This window comes from Alterinioella nitratireducens (assembly GCF_013155465.1).
Taxonomy (GTDB): domain Bacteria; phylum Pseudomonadota; class Alphaproteobacteria; order Rhodobacterales; family Rhodobacteraceae; genus Alterinioella; species Alterinioella nitratireducens.
In genome coordinates this window covers 501,125-513,766 of the sequence record NZ_JABJVX010000001.1, presented here as the reverse complement: position 1 = coordinate 513,766, position 12,642 = coordinate 501,125, and the positions used below count along the sequence as shown (strand labels likewise).

Here is a 12,642-nt window from a genome sequence, read left to right as displayed (position 1 = left end):
CCCTGCCAACTGTCGCCGTCGATGCGGGTGCGCCGGATCCACGAGATCTCGCGCCCCGCGCCCGCGACCGACGCGCGCAGATGCGCGGGCGCGTAGGGCCTGAGCCCGACCCCGTCAAAGGCCAGTTGCCGATGCACATAGCTTGGGTGGTCATAGCTCTTGGCGGCCTGCCCAACCCGGTAATGCCGTGCCAGGCCGCGCGCCGAAAGCGGCACCTCGATCTGTTCCGGCGCGCCGTCCAGCAACACGAAGAGGGAGCCCACCGGCCAATCGGCAGGCATGATCCCGTCACTGCCCGCCTGCCCGCGCAATCGCAGCGAGATGTCCCACAGGTCCTCGCCCACCAGCGTGGCCTGGGCAAACTGGATCACCTCCCAATTGGCCCCGTCGCCATCGCCGATCGCGGCGGCATTGGCCCCGTTCAGCACATCCTCCATCTCGGCCGAGGACAGCGCCCCGCTGCTCAACCGCACCCTGAGCGCAGGCCCCCGATCCCAGATACCGGGCTCCGCCGCAAAAAGGGCTGTTTCCAGCACCCCCACGGTCGCGCGCCGCTCGATCAGCGTGTTCAGCGTGTAGCCGCTATCCCCCGGCGCGCTATAGGCCGCGACGACCCCCGGCCAGGGCACGGCGGCCACGGCCAGATGCGGCGTGTGCTCGACCTCACCGCCCGTCAGCAGCGGCAGGTCCATGAAGACCGGGCTCACAGGGACCGGCGGCACGAAGGCCTCCAATGTCACGGCTTCATCGACGGTATCGGACGGCTCGTATATCTCCATCTCCGAGCGCACGGCCTCGATCCGCCGCGCCCCCGCATCCTCGACCCGGTCCACCCGCCACGAGGAGCCATCCACCAGCTCGAAAATCGTGCCCGCATCCACATCCAGCCGTGACGGCGGCAGCGAGAAGCTGATCGTGTCACGTGCAATCCGCGATTCCGCCAGCCAGCGCTCGGCCACCGCGCGTCCCTCGGCCCCCGTCATGACAAGCGGCAATTCGCTCTGGCTGATCCCGTCCTCGCCATCGTCGGGAAAGACGGCCTCGGCCACCCGCGTTTCATAAGCCCCTGCGGCTTCCGTATGGGCCAGGCGCACCCGGCCCACCATGTCGGCGCGCGGCTGACGCGTGTTGACGGGGGCGGAATTGCCCTCCTCATCCACCGCCATCAGATCGGCATCGACATTGGTCTCGGTCATGCCCACACGGCTGCGGAACACGATCTTGCCGTCCCGCTCGCTCGCCTCGAACCCATAGGCCAGCATCAGCGGCTGCAACCGTGCCCGCGCGCTTTCCACATCCGAGGACACCGTGCCGCGCACAAAGCCATAAAGCTCGCTGACATCGTAATCCTGCAGCCCCGCATCTTCGCAGATCTCGGCCACGACATCGGCCAGAGGCTGCGCCCCCATCCGCCCCGAGATCCAGTGCCCGCGCGCATGGTTCTCCCCGTCCGACCACAGCGCCTGATTGTTCGGAAAGGCCGGCCAGGGCCGCGCGTCCCAGGCCCAGACATAGGCATGATCCATATCCAGCATCGGCCCGCCATAGAGATCCGAGACCGGGTTCTTCTCGGGGTCCAGCCAATAATCCGTCATCGCGCGCAGATACTGCATCTGGATCAGGTCATCGCGCCGCCCGGTCGAGTAATAGGGGATCGAGGATTCCGAGGATTTCGGATCGAGGAACTTGTTGGGCTGGTTGGTGCCCTTGTCGATCGCCGCACAGCCCAGTTCGGTAAACCTGAGAGGTTTGCTCTGCGGGATCCATGCGGATACCTCCGCGCCGTGCTCCATCGCAATTGCACCGTAGGCAATCACGGATTCCCCTGACACGGTCGAATTCGGCCCAACAAGAAGAAAAATGGTGTTGTCGTCGGCTGCTAATGTTGCGTCCAGTTCCAGGCGCACAATGCCGTTTCCGATATCTGTTGCCGAGCTGCTGTGCACAGCATGACCGTTGTCACCGACTGAGATCGTTTTTGACGCAAAGTCGTATTCAAGCAGAGGTCCATTCCCGGTGTAGGCAACACTCATGCGCACTTTGCCGGACGTGCCTTCCCCGACCCAAGATCGAAAGACGAACCTTTTGCCACCACTGTTATCAATCGGATTGGTGTTTATGCGCCCTGCAGCAGCAATGTGGCCCATTGTCGAGATTTCCGCCGGAGCGTCAAATCCCGCGATTGGCGTTGCATTTGCGGGGGCAACTACACCATTCAGGAATGGATACCAGGTCGATGGCGCCTGCCCCAGATCGGTCAGATCGTTCTCGACCCCGTCGGTCCGGTTATGATGCGCGTTCGCCCACCAGTTGCGAATATCCTTGTATCGGTAGATCCAGGGTTTGTTTTCCGTCCCGTCGGTAATGGGCAGGCGCTTCTGCGCCGCGCGCCCTTCGACCGAACCATAATACCAGTCATAGCCCTCGCCACCCTCGATATTGGCCTTGAGGTAATCGAGATTGTAAATGGAGCGCCATTCCGCATCGGCATGGTCCTCGCCGTCTCGCCAATCGGAAAGCGGCATGTAATTGTCGATCCCGACAAAGTCGATATTGGCATCCGCCCAAAGCGCATCGAGGTGAAAGAACACGTCGCCCGAGCCGTCCTGCGGGTGATAGCCGAAATACTCCGACCAGTCGGCGGCATAGGACAGTTTCGCATCGGGCAGCAGCAGGCGCACTTCTGCCGCCAGGTCGATCAGCGCCTGCACCGCCGGAAACCCGATTGCGCCGCGCAACTGCGTCAGGCTGCGCATCTCGGACCCAATGCAAAAGCTCTCGACTCCGCCCGCCGCCGCCGCCAGCGCGGCACAATGAAGGATGAAGCGGCGATAGCGCCATTCGGACGGCCCGGAATAGGTCACGCTGCCCGCGCTCACCGTGAAATCCGAGGCCGAGGCGGTGCCGAAAAACGCCGCCACTTCCGCATCCGCCGCCGCCGTGCGATCGGGCGAGCCCGCGATCCCCGGCGCCTTTTCCCCGGTGATCCGCCCCCGCCAGGGCAGCACCGGCTGGTCCCCCGTCTCGCGCCACGGATCGGGCAATCCGTTGCCCTCAAGAATCTCCATCAGCAAGAACGGGTAGAACATCACCTCTTGCCCCGCCTCGTTCAGCGCCTGGATCGCCTCGATCACCGAGGCATCGGCGGGCGTGCCGCCATAGACCACCCGATCCTCGACCCGCGCGATAAGCTCGGCGTTGGACCGCGCAATACCCGCCACGGACCACGGCATTTCCGCGCCATCCGACACGTTCTGCTCGACCTTCGGCTTCACGCTGCACTGCCCCGCGCGCAGATCGTCGCCGAACCAGCTCACGATCAGGCTGGTGGCCCCGCAATTGGGCAACTCTCCCTGAAGGTTGTCCAACGCGCGCAGGAAATCCGCCTCGCCGCTGGCCGTGTTCACATTGGCGCTTTCCGATTTGCCAAAGCCATGCGCGTAACTCACGGCCGTGGTCGCCAGCGCATACTCCCCCGTCCCCGGCATCATCGCCACGGCACGGATGGCCTTTGACGGCTGCGGCGCGCTGTCCAGCCCCGCAGGACTGGCAGGCCGGATCACCTCGAAGCTGAATTGCGGCACCCGGTTGCCGTATGGCGTCAGGTCCAGATCCTCGATCACCACATAGGCTATGCCGCGATAGGCGGGCACCATGCCCAACCCCTCCACTGCTTCCATCTTGGGGTCCGGCATCTGGTCATCGGTGCCGCGATAGACACGCATCGTGAAATCGGTCTGCGCAATCTCGGCCCCATCGGCCCAGACCCGCCCCACACGGGCGATCTCACCCTCGCAAAGCGCCACCGCCAGGCTCACCGAATAGCTGTAGCTCGCCGTCCTCGGCTGCGGCGGCGCGCCCTTGCCGCCCCCCGTCACCGCGACGCTTTCCTTGAAGCGCGTGGCCCAGATCACCTGCCCGCCCAGGCGCATCTGCCCGAAGAGCCGCGCCACCGGCGCCCCCTCGGCAGCGCCCGTCAGGCGGAACCGGTCCATCTTGCCCTGCTCGATCACCTCCGAGCCCTGGCCCATCAGCCGCTGGTCAATGACCCGGCCCAGGGTCGCGCCCACGGCCCGGCCCACCACGGCCCCGGTCAGCCCCAGAACCGTGCCCGAGGATAGCCCGCCAATGGCGGCACCCGCCGCGGAAAGAAGGATCGTCGCCATGTGTCAGGTCCTTTCGGGAAACGCAAAACGCGCCACGATGCGCCGCTCCCATGGCGGCGTCAGGGCGCTTTCGATAACGCCATGCCCGCTATAGGCATGGATGAAAGTGGGGGCGGGGCCGGTTTCGGCCTGAAGCCCCAGATGCTTGGCCACGGCGCCGCGCCGCATCCGGAACAGCAGCAGATCGCCCTCGGCCTCCTCTGCGATCCGCTTTGCAGTCAGATGCCGCAAGGCCGCACGCCAAAGCCGCTCATCGCCCTCGGGTTCCGACCAGTCGGGCGTATAGGCGGGCACGGGCTCAGGCTCCCGCCCGAACACCTCGCGCCAGACGCCCCGCACCAGCCCCAGGCAATCGCAGCCCGCCCCATGGGTCGAGGCCTGGTGCACATAAGGCGTGCCGATCCAGCCCCGCGCCACGGTCACGACCACACTCATCGCAGGCTCTCGCCATCCGACGGTGCCGATCCGCGACCGGGATAGGCCATCACCCAATCCTCGCCCGGAATATCCGGAAAGCCCTGGAAATTGAGGATATTGGCGAATTTCAACCGGCAGGTCTCCATCCGCTTGTCGCAGCCCGCCTCAAGCCGCACGAGGTCGCCCGCCGCGATCTCCGCGCGCAACTCCTCCCACAGTTCGACCCGGCGCGCACCATCCGAGAACCGATCGTTCTTGATCACGCCGACCAGCCCCTCGGCCGCCCCGGACAGCACCACCATCCGCCCGCGCTCGAACCAGCGCGGCGCGAATTCATCGAGACCCTCGAAGATCAGCACCCGTCCATCCGCAACCGCGCTAACGGCACCCTCATGCGCATAGCCCGACACGGTCAGATCGAACCGGCACGCCGCATCGCCCAGAACCGCCGAACAGGGCCGCTGATAAACCCGCCCCTCGGGCCGGTTCATCGGCTCGGCCAACCCGCGCAATTCCACCTGGAACGCGCCTCCCTGGCGCTCCAACTCGCCGAAAGTGCCCTTGAACTGCAAGGCGCGGTTTTCCGGCGCGGACCAGTTGACCAGCCAGGCTTCGACCACGGCCCCGTCGAACCGGCCCGCCAGGATATCCGCCTCGCGGATCGAGGCATCGCTCAGCGCCCCGACGGCCTCGGTATTGTCCACCGACAGCCCCGTGGTCTGGCTAAGCGCCGCCGCCGACAACCCGCTATCGGCCTTGAACACGGTCCCCTCGAACGCCAACGCGCGGTCGTGATCGGTGAACCCGTATTGCACCCCATCGGCCCGCGTCACCCGCCAGCAGCGCGCGACCTCGCTGGCCCCGCCCGCCAGATGCGCCAGCAGCCCCTCACCCCCGCTCATGACAGGATCTCCACCACCGGCACATTGGGCGCCTCGCCCGCCTGGAAGCTCGCCAGCGAGGTCTGGATCCGGTCGATATCGAACCGCACCGGCACGTCGAACTCAAAGCTCGCCGCGACTTCGACCCCCTCGTCGGGCGCATCGGCGAAGGTGATCAGCCCGGTCGTGTCATCGACCTCGTAATGCGTGCCAAAGACCAGCTCCGCCGCGTCGAACCCGGCCAATACGCTACCTGACACCGGCTTGCGGATGGGGCGCGCATAGGTCTGCTCGCCTGACCGATAGACCTTGACCAGCTGAAACACCCGCGTCTCGCCATCGCCGATCCCGATCAGATTGTCGCGATAATGCAATGGCTTGGAGGGCGCGCAGCCCTTGTAATCCGACCAGTCCTTCCAGCGGAAGCCATGCAGCTGCCCGCGCCTTGCCTCGAAAAACGCGATCAGCGTCTCGATATCGTCCAGGCTGCGCATCCCCACGCCCGCATCATAGCGGCGGCGCGAATGCGCCCAGGGGGTGTTGCGCTCCTCATGGCCGTTGGCCAGCGTCACCACATCGGTGCGCCGCTCCGGCCCCCCGACCGAGCCGAAGCTCAGATTGGCGGGAAAGCGTATTTCGTGAAATGCCATCGTCAGCCTCCCTCAGCGGTTGCGTTGCCCGCGCGCCAGCGCCCGGCTCATCTGCGCGGCGATCTGGCTCTTCGATTTCTGGAACCCCTGCACATCGGGGGTCTGGATATTCATCGTGATGTTGATCGGGGCCCCGCCGCCCTGCGTGCGCACGCCCAGGCTGCCATCGGGCCCCCGGCTCAGCGGCATGATCGCCTCCGGCCCCGCCTCGCCCATCAGGCCCATGCCGCCCCGCATGGCGAAACTGGTCGGGCCGCTGACGATGCCGCCGCGGGCAAAGGGCGTCACCCGCCCGCCCGAAAACGCGCCGCCCTTCTCAAACGGCAAGAGGCCCGAGACCAGGCCGTTGACCCCATTGGCCAACAGCCCGCCGACCGCGTTCTGCACGGGCCGGATCGCGGTATTATAGGCCGCGTCCACCATGCTCTGCGCCACGCTGCGCAACGCATCCGACAGGCGCATCCCGTCGAACACAACCCCGTCAAAGGCCCGCCGCAGGCCGGTGCCGAAAGACCGGCTCAACCCCTGCACTTCGCGGCCTGTATAAAGCATCGTCTCCTGCATCGTGCGCAGCTCGCCCTGGAACGCCGCCACCATCGCGGTGGCCGATCCAAGCGAGGCCTCCAGCTCTCCCAATTCGGCGTCGAAGCCGTCAATTTCTTCATCCATCGTGATCGTCCTTCACATCGGGAAAGCGGGCGGCCAGGGCCTCTAGCCCCGCCCGTCCCATCGGGGCCACGCCCGGCTCGTCCCCCATCAAGATCAGCAATTCCGCGGGCGTCAGCGCCCAGAATTCATGCGGCTTCAAGCCAAGTCCCTGCATCCCGGCCCGCATCAGGCCGGGCCAGTCGAACGGCCTCGCGCCGCTCATTGGGGCGGCCGGAACGCAAGCGCCAGAAGCCGCGCCGCCACGCGCGCGGCCTCCAGCGGACCTCCCGCGATCTCGGCCTTCGCCAGATCGCCCAGATCGCCGTTCCAACCGCCCCCCCGCAGCCCCGCACAGACCAGCGCCAGCACATCGCGGCTCTTGAACGCACCCGCCTCGAACCGTTCGACCAGGTCGGCCAGGCTCTCGGCCCGCAACCAGGTCTCCAGTTCGGCCAGCGCGCCGAGCGTCAGTTTGAGCACCCGTGTCTCGCCATCGAGTTCCAGCGCCACTTCGCCTGCCCAGGGGTTCGCCATCGCTTACAGCGCCGTGAACGAGAGCACGCCCGCCGAGGCCAGCGACAGCTCATAGCTCGCCTCGCCGTCATGGCTGCCCGCATATTCGATCGAGGTGATCTGGAACGCGCCCTCCACGGTGCCGAAATCGGGGATGATGACCTGAAACTCGGGCACCTCGCCGTCAAAGAAGATCTGGCGCGCGCGTTCATCCGTCGCCTCGTCGCGGAACACGCCCGAGCCCGAGATGGCGGCCGATTTCACGCCGCCCCCGGCCAGCAATTCGCGCCAGCCCCCGGCGCTTTCCAGGCTGGTCACATCCACCGTTTCCGCGTTGAAGCTCAGCCGCGAGGCGCGCAGCCCCGCCATGGTCTGGAACGTGCTTGTCCCATCCAGGTCGACCTTGATCAGCAGGTCCTTGCCGTTTTGTGCAGGCATCTCAATCTCCAGTTATATCATGTATTTGCAAGTCAAAGCTCACGCGATAGCCTCGTCCAGGCGGGCGCGGAACCAGATATCGATGCGCCGGTTGGCGCTGGTCCGCACCGCCTTGGCGCGGGTAAAGTGAACCCGGCTGGCCCGGCCCCGGCTCAGGGTCAATGGCGCCGCCAGAACCGCATCCGAGACCGCTGCCGCGGCCTCTTTCGCCAGGTGAAACCCCGCCCCCGTCGTCACGACCGAGACGCTGAACTCATGCAGCGCGCCGCCCGCCGACCCGTCGCTGCGGTCGCGCACCTTTTCGGGGCCGAGCGTCACGTAGATCTCGGGCTCCGGTCCCGGCGGCATCGCGTCGAACACATCCGTTCCGACAATCGCGGCCAGCCCCGCATCCGTGCTCAGCCGCCCGTAGACCGCGCTTTGCAGCGCGGCAGTCATGCCATAGCTCATGCGCCTTCCTCCTCACGTGCGAAACAGACCAGGAACCGCCCTTCGGGATCGGCCTCCGTCACCGCTTCGATGGCAAACAGCCGCGCGCCGTCGCGGAACCGCTGCAAGGGTGTCGGCCGTGACGGCGCTCCCTGCGGCGCGGCCCGCACCGTGATCCTGAACCCCATGCGCGCCAGGTCACCGCTGTCGCGGCCCGTGCGCGGACGCACCTCGCCCCAGACCTGGCCAAGCGGCTGCCAGGTCTCCGCAAACCCGCCCGCGCCGTCGGGCACCCGCACCGGCCCCTCCAGCAGCAGGCGGCGCGAAAGATCGGGCCGGGTCATCCGCCCACCCCCCGCATCCGCACCGCGCGGTAGGGCTCGATCAGCACCGCCACGCCCACGGCAATCGTGGCGTCGCTGGTGCCGCGCGACTCGTAGAGTTCACCGGCCTGGATCAGAACCGCCTGCCGCAGGTCGGCGGGGATACCGTTCCAGTCCGAGCCATAGCCCGCGATCATCTCGATCTCGATCGAGCCGCCGCGCGACGGGTTCGGCAGGCTGCTCACCGCCTCCACCGCAGGGCGATGCGTGTCCTTGCGCAACACATAGGCATCGGGGTTCAGCACCGTCTCGACGCCCCCCCGCGTGATCACCTTGATTGATGTGATGCTCTGCACCGGGGCCACCGGCAGCGCCTGGCACTCGGTCGAGCTCCAGCCGTTCAGGTGCCAGGTAAAGCCGCGCTGAAACAGCGCCTTTCCGATCCGCGCCTCGACCGCCGCAAGGGCTGCCCGCAGGCAGCTTTCCAACTGCGCATCCTGGCTGCCATCATCGGCAAACCCGGATGACAGGCGCAGGTGATCGGTCAATTCGGTCACCGGCAGCGAAGCGCTCGGGACCGAGGTCATTTCGACCATCATCATGTTCTTTATTCTCCACGAAAGACTGCCTCGGAAACTGGCATGACAGGGCTTTGCACCGCTCATGCGGAGGACAAAAATAGGCTGGAGGCCGCCAAGCCCCGCCATGCCGCCCGCCCCGACCCGAAAAAAGAGGGCCGGAACGGGATCTCGCCTCGCCTCAGATCGTCAGGAGGTGCCGAATTTCAGCAGCTTGATGGCCGAGAAATCGCTGACATCGCCACCGACGCGCTTGGTGGCATAGAACAGGACATGCGGCTTGGCGCTGAACGGGTCACGCAGCACGCGCAGGTCGGGACGCTCGGCAATGGTGTAGCCGGCATCGAAATTGCCGAAGGCAATCGCCATGGCACCCGACGCGATATCGGGCATGTCCTCGGCGATCAGGACCGGATAGCCCATCAGGCGCGCGGGCTCCCCGGCAGCCAGACCATCGGACCACAGGAAGCGGCCATCGGCATCCTTCATCTTGCGCACGGCCCCGGCGGTCTTGGAATTCATCACGAAATTCGCATTGGCCCGGTAGCGCGCGCCCAGGGCATAGACCAGATCGACAATCGCATCTGCGGGGTTGGTGGCATCGAAATCGCCATCCGCGCCGGTCACGACATAGCCCAGGTTGCCCCAGGACCAGCTCGCATCGTCCACGGTGGGGTGGGTCAGGAAGCCGGTCGGCTTGTCGATTCCGTCGCCCGAGATGAAGGCCATGGCTTCCGCACGGCTGAACTTGTCCGCAATCCGCTCGGCCAGCCAGCCCTCGATGTCAAAGGCGGTGTCGTCCAGCAGGCGCTGCGATGCCTTGGGCAGGGCCGACAGCTCATGCAGCGGGATCGAGATGCGCTCGATCTGCGGCGTGTCGGTCTCGGTGCTCGCCGCCGTCTCGGTGGCCCAGCCCGCGCCGACATCGGTGTGATCGACCAGCACGTCGAACGAGGTCGCCTCGACATTGACCACATTGGCCACTGACCGCAGCGAGGAGGAGCCACGCAAGACGCCCTGGATTACCTCCGCCGTCTGCGGATCGACCAGGTAGCCACCTTCCGCGTTGACGGCAGTGTTAAGCGCCTTGCCCTCAAGCTCCAGGCCGCGCAGCCCGTCGTCGTCGCCGGTGCGCAAGTAGGTGCCGATGGCCTTCTTGTGCGGCGCACCCGCCTCGACAGAAGACGAAAGCGCAGGGCGCGAATGGGTCATGGATTTGGTTTTCAGCATGGAAATACGCTCTTCCTGTTTTGCAAGTTTGGTGGTCATGTCGTCCTGGAACTGGCTGAATTCACTCAAAAACCCTGCCAGGGCCGTTTTCACCTCGGTGGTCGCATCCTGGGCCTGAGGCACAGGGCTGCGACCCGAGGACTTCGATACAGTCTCGGTCATCCGATCATCCCAATTAGAAGTCGTCGCGGGGTCAGTGGCACGTTCGGAAAAACCTGAATCACCCGACGCTGCCTGAAATCAGAGATTCCAACGCGCCATGCGATGCTTGGTTTTCAGGAATTTCCGGGACCTGCCTTACCGCGCCGCCAGTTTGCGGCGGGCGTCCTGGAACACCGTCGCCAGTTCATGCAGGAAATCGCCCTTGGCCTCCTCGGCCTTATGGGCGTCCACCCGCGCCTGCGGCAGCATCGGGAAGGTGACAAGCGACACCTCCCAAAGCTCCACCTCGTTCAGAAGCCTGCGCCCCTGGTCATCCTTCGTGGCCCGCACAGTGCGATAGCCGATCGACAGCCCATCAATCGCGCCCGCCTCCAGCAGGGCCGCCGCTTCGCGCCCCTTGGCGACGCTTTCCAGCAACCGCCCCTTGACCATCAACCCGCGGCCATCCTCCCGCACCTCATCCCAGATCCCGATGGGCTGCGCCGGATCGTGCTGCCACAGCATCTTGACGTTGCGCCCGGCCCCCGCCAGCCCCTTCAGGCTGCGCGCATAGGCCCCCTTCTGCACCACGTCGCCGCCCTGGTCGCAGGCGCCGAACAGGCTCGCGTATCCTTCGATCCTGTGGCCTTCCCGCACGGTCAGCGCCTCGTCGAAGCGGCAGAACTTCATCTCAAGCCCCGCCTCTGAAATCATGTTCATTCTCAATCTCCTATCCGCCAGAGCTCATCTGAATCAGCTCGTTCACACCTTGTGCCAGGATGACGCTGACCGCGCCGAAGACGGCCAGCCACAGCCGCCGTTCCAACCGGTCCAATGCCCCTTCGATCCCCTTCAGCCGAAACGCCAGCGCCTGCCAACGCTCCTCCGCCACCCGTTCATTGGCGTCGATCCGGGCCGTGGCGGCATTGAACGGGTCGTAGAGGAACCGCGATCCGCCGGACGTGCCCCGCGCACTCATTGATCCTCCGACAGCCGCGGCAGACCCAGCATCGCGCGCTTTTCGGCAGGCGTCAGGAACTCGGCCTCCGCCACCCGCCGCCACTTCGCGTCCCGCTCGGCCGACAGCGCCGGAACCTGGTCAAGGTCGGGCCTGAGCTCCACGACTTCGCCGGAATACCCCGCCAGCCAATGCGACAGCGACGACAGAACCTTGCCCGCCAGCGGCAGCACGGTCAGGCGATAGAAGGCCCGGTTCGCCTCGGCGTAATTGGCATAGGTCGCGTCACCCGGTATCCCCATGATCATCGGCGGCACCCCGAAGGCCAAGGCGATCTCGCGCGCGGCGGCATCCTTGGTCTTCTGGAACTCCATATCCGAGGGGCTGAACCCCATCGGCTTCCAGTCCAGCCCGCCTTCCAGCAGCATCGGCCGCCCCGCATTGCGCGCGCCCTGGTGATGGCTCTCCATCTCCGCCTGCAACCGCTCGAACTGGTCGCCGGTCATCGTGCCCGCGCCATCCGCGCCCCGATAGACAATCGCGCCAGAAGGCCGCGCCGCGTTATCCAGCAACGCCTTCGACCAACGCGAGGCGCTGTTATGCACGTCCAGCGCCGTCGCCGCCGCCTGCATCGGGCTCAACCCGTAATGATCGTCCTGCGGATGGAACAGCTTGATATGGCAGATCGGCGACAGCCCCCGCGCGTCGAACCGATGCTTCTTTGCCCCGACCGTGTAATCATAGGCAATCGGCCAGCCATCCGGCCCCGGCACCAGCCCCATCCTGTCCGAGCGCAGCACATGCAATTCCTCCGGCGTATCGCCCTCGGGGCTCACCGCCTCGACGTAAGCGTTACCCGACAGCAGCAACTGCGCGTAGAGCGCCTCAAGCAGCTCCGCCCGCCCCTGCGCTGCATTGGGCCGCGACAGCAGCCGCAAGACCGGATGCGCCTCATAGCGCCGCTCGGCATCCTGGCAGATCAGGGGCAGCGCTGCTGCCGCCTCCGCGATCAGCTTGACCGACCGGAAGCCCACCGGGTTGCCGGAAAACCCCGTCTTCATCAGCGACACCGTATCGCGCGGGCTCCAGGCCACGCGCCCCGCGCCCGCCCAGGTCACCACCCGCCCCGTCGCCGAGGCCTTCGCCTCCACCGGCTCCGGTTTCCGCAAGAAATCCAACACCATCCGCTTGTCTCCTTGATCCATCAAAAAAGGCGTCCCGCCGGTTCAGCGAAACGCCTCGAAAAGCGCGGATAGCGCGCCCTTCACTG

14 protein-coding genes and 1 pseudogene are annotated in these 12,642 nt (G+C 66.1%); all 15 read right to left on the bottom strand.

Annotated elements, in window-relative coordinates; translation table 11 throughout:
* Positions 1 to 137: 137 nt before the first annotated feature.
* Positions 138 to 4,166: pseudogene (locus tag HNS34_RS20640) on the bottom strand (baseplate multidomain protein megatron); the annotation flags it as partial.
* A gap of 3 nt (positions 4,167 to 4,169) precedes the next feature.
* Positions 4,170 to 4,601 (bottom strand): NlpC/P60 family protein, encoded by a 432-nt coding sequence (locus HNS34_RS02585; RefSeq protein WP_172317636.1) that lies wholly within the window; start codon positions 4,599 to 4,601, stop codon positions 4,170 to 4,172.
* The gene (locus tag HNS34_RS02580) at positions 4,598 to 5,485 is read right to left on the bottom strand and encodes a phage/gene transfer agent baseplate hub protein (protein WP_172317634.1); all 888 of its coding nucleotides are present in this window, start codon (positions 5,483 to 5,485) and stop codon (positions 4,598 to 4,600) included. The genes HNS34_RS02585 and HNS34_RS02580 overlap by 4 nt, the downstream gene beginning before the upstream one ends.
* Positions 5,482 to 6,114 carry a DUF2460 domain-containing protein gene (locus HNS34_RS02575; RefSeq protein ID WP_172317632.1) on the bottom strand — a complete coding sequence of 211 codons (633 nt, stop codon included), beginning with the start codon at positions 6,112 to 6,114 and terminating at the stop codon, positions 5,482 to 5,484. Before HNS34_RS02575 ends, HNS34_RS02580 begins: the two co-directional genes overlap by 4 nt.
* Positions 6,115 to 6,126: 12 nt before the next feature.
* Complete coding sequence (locus tag HNS34_RS02570) at positions 6,127 to 6,783, bottom strand: RcGTA-type gene transfer agent tail tape measure protein (RefSeq protein ID WP_172317630.1); 657 nt, start codon at positions 6,781 to 6,783, stop codon at positions 6,127 to 6,129.
* On the bottom strand, positions 6,776 to 6,985 hold the full coding sequence (locus HNS34_RS02565) for a rcc01693 family protein (protein ID WP_172317628.1): 210 nt from the start codon (positions 6,983 to 6,985) through the stop codon (positions 6,776 to 6,778). Before HNS34_RS02565 ends, HNS34_RS02570 begins: the two co-directional genes overlap by 8 nt.
* Positions 6,982 to 7,296 (bottom strand): gene transfer agent family protein, encoded by a 315-nt coding sequence (locus tag HNS34_RS02560; RefSeq protein WP_172317626.1) that lies wholly within the window; start codon positions 7,294 to 7,296, stop codon positions 6,982 to 6,984. Before HNS34_RS02560 ends, HNS34_RS02565 begins: the two co-directional genes overlap by 4 nt.
* Before the next feature lie 3 nt (positions 7,297 to 7,299).
* Positions 7,300 to 7,713, bottom strand: coding sequence for a phage major tail protein, TP901-1 family (locus HNS34_RS02555; protein WP_172317624.1), 414 nt, complete (start codon positions 7,711 to 7,713; stop codon positions 7,300 to 7,302).
* A 39-nt stretch (positions 7,714 to 7,752) separates the two neighbouring features.
* The gene (locus tag HNS34_RS02550; protein ID WP_172317622.1) at positions 7,753 to 8,163 is read right to left on the bottom strand and encodes a DUF3168 domain-containing protein; all 411 of its coding nucleotides are present in this window, start codon (positions 8,161 to 8,163) and stop codon (positions 7,753 to 7,755) included.
* Complete coding sequence (locus HNS34_RS02545; RefSeq protein ID WP_172317620.1) at positions 8,160 to 8,486, bottom strand: head-tail adaptor protein; 327 nt, start codon at positions 8,484 to 8,486, stop codon at positions 8,160 to 8,162. Before HNS34_RS02545 ends, HNS34_RS02550 begins: the two co-directional genes overlap by 4 nt.
* Complete coding sequence (locus HNS34_RS02540; RefSeq protein ID WP_172317618.1) at positions 8,483 to 9,067, bottom strand: head-tail connector protein; 585 nt, start codon at positions 9,065 to 9,067, stop codon at positions 8,483 to 8,485. The genes HNS34_RS02545 and HNS34_RS02540 overlap by 4 nt, the downstream gene beginning before the upstream one ends.
* Positions 9,068 to 9,232: 165 nt before the next feature.
* Positions 9,233 to 10,435 carry a phage major capsid protein gene (locus tag HNS34_RS02535; RefSeq protein ID WP_172317616.1) on the bottom strand — a complete coding sequence of 401 codons (1,203 nt, stop codon included), beginning with the start codon at positions 10,433 to 10,435 and terminating at the stop codon, positions 9,233 to 9,235.
* A gap of 135 nt (positions 10,436 to 10,570) precedes the next feature.
* Entirely contained in the window at positions 10,571 to 11,128 is a 558-nt protein-coding gene (locus HNS34_RS02530; RefSeq protein WP_172317917.1) for an HK97 family phage prohead protease, read from the bottom strand.
* A 16-nt stretch (positions 11,129 to 11,144) separates the two neighbouring features.
* Positions 11,145 to 11,393 (bottom strand): GTA head formation protein, RCAP_rcc01685 family, encoded by a 249-nt coding sequence (locus HNS34_RS02525; protein ID WP_172317614.1) that lies wholly within the window; start codon positions 11,391 to 11,393, stop codon positions 11,145 to 11,147.
* Positions 11,390 to 12,556 carry a phage portal protein gene (locus HNS34_RS02520; protein WP_172317612.1) on the bottom strand — a complete coding sequence of 389 codons (1,167 nt, stop codon included), beginning with the start codon at positions 12,554 to 12,556 and terminating at the stop codon, positions 11,390 to 11,392. Before HNS34_RS02520 ends, HNS34_RS02525 begins: the two co-directional genes overlap by 4 nt.
* Positions 12,557 to 12,642 lie beyond the last annotated feature (86 nt).

Coding starts and splice junctions, on each gene's coding strand:
- HNS34_RS02585 (WP_172317636.1), bottom strand. CDS start 4,601: ATGAGTGTGGTCGTGACCGTGGCGCGGGGCTGGATCGGCACGCCTTAT.
- HNS34_RS02580 (WP_172317634.1), bottom strand. CDS start 5,485: ATGAGCGGGGGTGAGGGGCTGCTGGCGCATCTGGCGGGCGGGGCCAGC.
- HNS34_RS02575 (WP_172317632.1), bottom strand. CDS start 6,114: ATGGCATTTCACGAAATACGCTTTCCCGCCAATCTGAGCTTCGGCTCG.
- HNS34_RS02570 (WP_172317630.1), bottom strand. CDS start 6,783: ATGGATGAAGAAATTGACGGCTTCGACGCCGAATTGGGAGAGCTGGAG.
- HNS34_RS02565 (WP_172317628.1), bottom strand. CDS start 6,985: ATGAGCGGCGCGAGGCCGTTCGACTGGCCCGGCCTGATGCGGGCCGGG.
- HNS34_RS02560 (WP_172317626.1), bottom strand. CDS start 7,296: ATGGCGAACCCCTGGGCAGGCGAAGTGGCGCTGGAACTCGATGGCGAG.
- HNS34_RS02555 (WP_172317624.1), bottom strand. CDS start 7,713: ATGCCTGCACAAAACGGCAAGGACCTGCTGATCAAGGTCGACCTGGAT.
- HNS34_RS02550 (WP_172317622.1), bottom strand. CDS start 8,163: ATGAGCTATGGCATGACTGCCGCGCTGCAAAGCGCGGTCTACGGGCGG.
- HNS34_RS02545 (WP_172317620.1), bottom strand. CDS start 8,486: ATGACCCGGCCCGATCTTTCGCGCCGCCTGCTGCTGGAGGGGCCGGTG.
- HNS34_RS02540 (WP_172317618.1), bottom strand. CDS start 9,067: ATGATGATGGTCGAAATGACCTCGGTCCCGAGCGCTTCGCTGCCGGTG.
- HNS34_RS02535 (WP_172317616.1), bottom strand. CDS start 10,435: ATGACCGAGACTGTATCGAAGTCCTCGGGTCGCAGCCCTGTGCCTCAG.
- HNS34_RS02530 (WP_172317917.1), bottom strand. CDS start 11,128: ATGATTTCAGAGGCGGGGCTTGAGATGAAGTTCTGCCGCTTCGACGAG.
- HNS34_RS02525 (WP_172317614.1), bottom strand. CDS start 11,393: ATGAGTGCGCGGGGCACGTCCGGCGGATCGCGGTTCCTCTACGACCCG.
- HNS34_RS02520 (WP_172317612.1), bottom strand. CDS start 12,556: ATGGTGTTGGATTTCTTGCGGAAACCGGAGCCGGTGGAGGCGAAGGCC.